Consider the following 4,334-nt stretch of genomic DNA (forward strand, 5'->3'; position numbering starts at 1 on the left):
ACAAACATGCCATAGGCAAACCGCGCCATGGATGCACCAACACTAATTCGCTTTACACCTGCATCGGCCAATTCAGCAATGCTAAATACTTCTCCGGGCAGCCCCATCACAATATTGACCGGCTTTGTCAGCGCCTGACATACCGTTTTAATCATAGTGATATCTCTGAGACCCGGAGCATAAAGAACATCAGCCCCGGCTTTTTCAAATGCCTGCAACCTCAGGATCGTTTCATCCAGATCGGTAATTCCCCACATGAAATTTTCGGCACGGGCCGTGATGACAAAATCAGTCGCCAGCGCATCTCGTGCTTTAGCCGCTGCTTCAATTCTTTCCACTGCCAGACTAAAATCATAAATAGGCTTGCTGGCTAAGCCGGTATGATCTTCCAGAGAACACCCCGCCAAACCGATTCCCGCGGCAATTTCGACAGTCTGTGCGGCACTTTCCGGGTCATCCCCCATCCCCTTTTCAAGATCTGCGGATACCGGCAACGCGGTGGCATTAACCAGAGACTGACAATGCAAAAGAGTCTGCTCCCACGGAACCGTCCCTTCCTGAACCCCTAACGAAAAAGCAAGCCCCGCGCTGGTTGTCGCAAGCGCTTTAAATCCCATGGTTTCGAGTATCCGGGCAGTGCCGATATCCCAGGGGTTAGGAATAACGAAAACATCATCAAGCTCATGTAGTTGACGAAAAATTTTTCCTTTATTTTCCATGTGTAACCCCATGCATCATTGTCGAAGAGAAATAGCACTACGCTCAGTTGAACCTACCACAAAATCCAACTTGATTCAGAACCAAAACATGGCATCAGGATATTTCTACCGCGTATGAAAAACGCACCATCATTCAAAGAGTGCCCTTCAAAAACCGTTCATTTAGCTCCCATGCTGCCGTTCTATTACTATCCCATGTGTGATATTTACTCAACTGCGAATACTTTATTATACTCGCCTCGCTATGTTCATCACTCAAATTCAATTGAGAATTCATAGATAACCGAACAGCAAAGGAATATTCTGTAACGGTATAGAAATCATCCCCCCATTCCTTATCACTATTGAAATAACATCTTGGGATAGAACACAGAGATTCAAGCGGTATAAGATCTGATGTTTTAAGTATGATCCCCAACTCTTCAGATGATTCTCGTATCGCTGCACTTAATAGGGTTTCATTTTCCTCTACCCCTCCTGCTACCCATTGCCAATAATCCATATCTTTTCTTTTCAGAAGATACAAATACAATTCACCCTCATAAATTGCATAAGGAACGACTAACACTTGTTTAGGTTGGCGCATCAATACTCCACATTTACAACATTAGATATTAGTTATCGCACTATTTCACACATTAACCATTTATTAAAAATAATACAATCTACCCTACTTAATAGCGCTAACTGAAGGCGCTACCCACTCATCACGTAACATACTCATGATGGCGATATCCCAGCGTTCATCGCCCACTTTCATAGAGGATCGGCGAACACCCTCACCAATAAATCCAATGCGGGAATAGGTTTTGATGGCTATGTCATTCCAGGCATAAACATTGAGCTCTACGCGCTCTATTTCAGCATATGAGAATGCTTTTTCTAAAACCATGCTAACCATTGGAAGTGAAAAACCACGCCCCCGATGTTGAGGCGAAATGACAACTCTACAAATTTTTGCTATTCCATTCCGCCAGTCACACACCAGTTGGCAATGACCGCATAATTCGCCGGCATCATCTTCAACCATCCAACAAAAATAGTCTGGCGGAGTGGCATTGGTTTTAATCAACATCAAATTAACTTGTGCATCATCGAGAGGGTAAGATAAATCCGGCCCTCCCCATTGAACAATGTCTTTTTCACTAAAAAACCACCCCATCAATATTGAAAAATGTTGTTCGGTGAAAGGGATGAGATGGAGTTTGTTGCTGGATGAATGCCTATTCTGGAGAGAGGCTGACATTTTCATAAAAAATATATCGACCAATGTATCAACATGATATGAAGAAATATATTACCAAAAGAAGCTTCAATACAGCGTTTTATTTTATTGTTTGTCCTTATTGATCTATCCAACGTTTTGGCACTCTTGATACCCACTCAGGCATCGCGGCCAAACACCCACTAGACCAGTGGCAATCGCTCACGCTTTACCGGTGTGATTTGTTTCTGTTGAAGCGTGAATCTGACGCGGTCTCATGTTGAGACGGCTTTGTGCGGGAACGACAAGATAGACAAGATGAATACCACTGCCACAGTGATACAGATTATTTCATTAAAATCAATAAGATATAGAAATGGTGCCGATAATAGGAACAACACCTGACCAATATCATATTGATAATATTAACTAATATTCTTTTTCAACTACCCACATGCCCCCAATGGTGCCCCCATATGTTTTTCTGCCCTGAATGGCTGGGTGTTTTTTGACCAGATCAATACTTCATCCTGAACGCTTCGGCTATCATTCCGATCTTATGCATATGGTTATTGTTGCGTGCCATTTTATGCGCTTCGGGTTTCAGGATGATAATCAGCAGGTAGGCATCAGGATCCATCGCACCTTGGCAGTATACCAAATGCGCCTGATCGCTGGTTCGTTTGAACTGACGCAAGAACTTAGGGAAAGGGGCATCCGCATCGGCAAGATGAATGTGTGCCACCTGCTCCTCTTTTACCAAGGGATAGGTGCGGTCATCATCATAGGGTGCATCACGACCAAAGGTATCTGGCAACACGCCATCTTTTTTATAGGACAGAAAATCCGCAACCAAATCATCAAGCTCTTGCTGGCTTAATTGCTGGCGAATCAGTGCTGACTTGAAAATCCTGATGCTCATTCCGTGAACTCGGTCAGATCCTTGTCAGAGGCGTTTTGCAGCAGTTTCTGTCCACTATCCGCAATATCATTTAAACGTTCAGCCGTTGGCCTGAAACGCGCAGCGGTATGCACCCGGCCCTGCTTCTCTTCCAACAGATCGATCAGTTCTTCAAACACCTTGGCACTGACCATGTAGCCAGCGGGACGATTGTTGGAAAGAACGGCAACCGGTTCATCAATGAAATATTTAGCCGGGTTCTTTCTTAACTCGGTGATGTTGATAGATTTTTCTGCAAGGATGCGTTCCATAGCCCACCTGAAAGCGTGTTTAATTAGATACAGCATAATGCACATCAAAGCGTACATCTAGTTTTCTGATTAGAATCATTAGTAACGCTAACAAACTAATTGAACAATATAGTAATTTGCTACCAGACTTTGATTTTATGCTGGCTTTCTAGAGACGTATAAAAAAATACCCTGTTAATACATAATGTTACGGCAATGATTGATGAACTCGTCCTGTAATAGCTCGCGCTCTGCAAGTCATGCGGTATACATTCTCGGCCTCTAAGGTCTAATCTAATTTCCAGCGTGCTTTGCAAAGGGCTGGCTTGCGAGTTAGCCGAAAAAATGTCCTTGTTGTTTGATTTTCTTGCAATATTTAGTTAGATAAAGTGTATGTATTTATCATATTCTAATTTGTAAAATTTTTTGCTACCATACACAAAAAAATCAATAGCATTATCAGATGATTACGAGCTCTACTCTCACTTTGTTTGAGTGTGTGAAGGAAATATATGAATAAAGCACCAATTGTGATAGACCTTTTTTGCGGATGCGGAGGGTTTGGGCTTGGAGCCAAGTTGGCTGGCTTTGATGTAATTGCTGCTGTTGATATTGATTCAACTCTGCAATCCGCTTATGCTCGAAACTTTCCCAATACAAAGATTATTAATGGTGATTTATCGTTGATGGGCGAAACTGAGTGGAACCCGATTATATTATCACAAAAAATCGATGGGATAATTGGTGGGCCACCATGCCAAGGGTATAGTCGTATGGGACATTCCGATGTGAATGACCCTCGCCGCTCTCTTTTAAGACATTACTTCAGAACTGTTAATATAATAAAACCTAAATTTTTTGTAATGGAAAATGTCGAAGGATTAATGGATGAAAAAAACGTTTACGAGCTTAAATCTGCGTTAAAAATATTGGATCCTGAATACAAAATTCTAGAACCAACAGTAATTGATGCTTCTGATTTTGGTGCTGCTACAAGAAGGAGACGAGTAGTAGTTATAGGTTATCTACCTGAAGAGTTTGCATATGAAATTAAAATTGATGACTTTACAAAGAAGCATTATAAAAAAAACAATGTTAAAGATGCAATAAATGACCTCCCAGCACCACTCGAAAAATCTAAAAATAATGATCCAAAAGATTTTGGCTGGAATACTTATAAAGATATGGATGCGGATGACATATCTAACTATGCAAAAATA

Annotated in this window: 6 protein-coding genes; 1 reads left to right on the forward strand and 5 read right to left on the reverse strand. The window is 41.7% G+C overall.

Translation table 11 applies throughout. The features are described from left to right. The 5 genes from J5224_RS23545 to yafN form a co-directional block, all read right to left on the reverse strand. On the reverse strand, nt 1-719 hold a 719-nt coding region (locus tag J5224_RS23545), incomplete at its 3' end, for an isocitrate lyase/PEP mutase family protein (protein ID WP_264627661.1). 133 nt (nt 720-852) lie between these two features. Next, a complete protein-coding gene (locus tag J5224_RS23550) occupies nt 853-1,305 on the reverse strand; it encodes an NUDIX hydrolase (protein WP_264627662.1) in 453 nt (150 codons plus the stop codon). A gap of 84 nt (nt 1,306-1,389) precedes the next feature. Further along, nucleotides 1,390-1,989 carry a GNAT family N-acetyltransferase gene (locus tag J5224_RS23555; protein ID WP_264627663.1) on the reverse strand — a complete coding sequence of 200 codons (600 nt, stop codon included), beginning with the start codon at nt 1,987-1,989 and terminating at the stop codon, nt 1,390-1,392. Between the two features lie 451 nt (nt 1,990-2,440). Further along, entirely contained in the window at nt 2,441-2,845 is a 405-nt protein-coding gene (locus J5224_RS23560) for a type II toxin-antitoxin system YafO family toxin (RefSeq protein ID WP_319802405.1), read from the reverse strand. Beyond that, the gene (gene yafN / locus J5224_RS23565) at nt 2,842-3,135 is read right to left on the reverse strand and encodes a type I toxin-antitoxin system antitoxin YafN (RefSeq protein WP_261848800.1); all 294 of its coding nucleotides are present in this window, start codon (nt 3,133-3,135) and stop codon (nt 2,842-2,844) included. Before yafN ends, J5224_RS23560 begins: the two co-directional genes overlap by 4 nt. 491 nt (nt 3,136-3,626) lie before the next feature. On the opposite strand from yafN, the gene J5224_RS23570 reads away from it, so the two are divergent. Beyond that, the coding region (locus J5224_RS23570) for a DNA cytosine methyltransferase (RefSeq protein WP_264627664.1) at nt 3,627-4,334 on the forward strand (708 nt) is incomplete at its 3' end.

The organism is Candidatus Symbiopectobacterium sp. NZEC135, from assembly GCF_025962695.1.

Excerpts from the sequence above, each read along its gene's own strand:
- J5224_RS23550 (WP_264627662.1), bottom strand. The coding sequence starts at position 1,305 with ATGCGCCAACCTAAACAAGTGTTAGTCGTTCCTTATGCAATTTATGAG.
- J5224_RS23560 (WP_319802405.1), bottom strand. The coding sequence starts at position 2,845 with ATGAGCATCAGGATTTTCAAGTCAGCACTGATTCGCCAGCAATTAAGC.
- yafN (WP_261848800.1), bottom strand. The coding sequence starts at position 3,135 with ATGGAACGCATCCTTGCAGAAAAATCTATCAACATCACCGAGTTAAGA.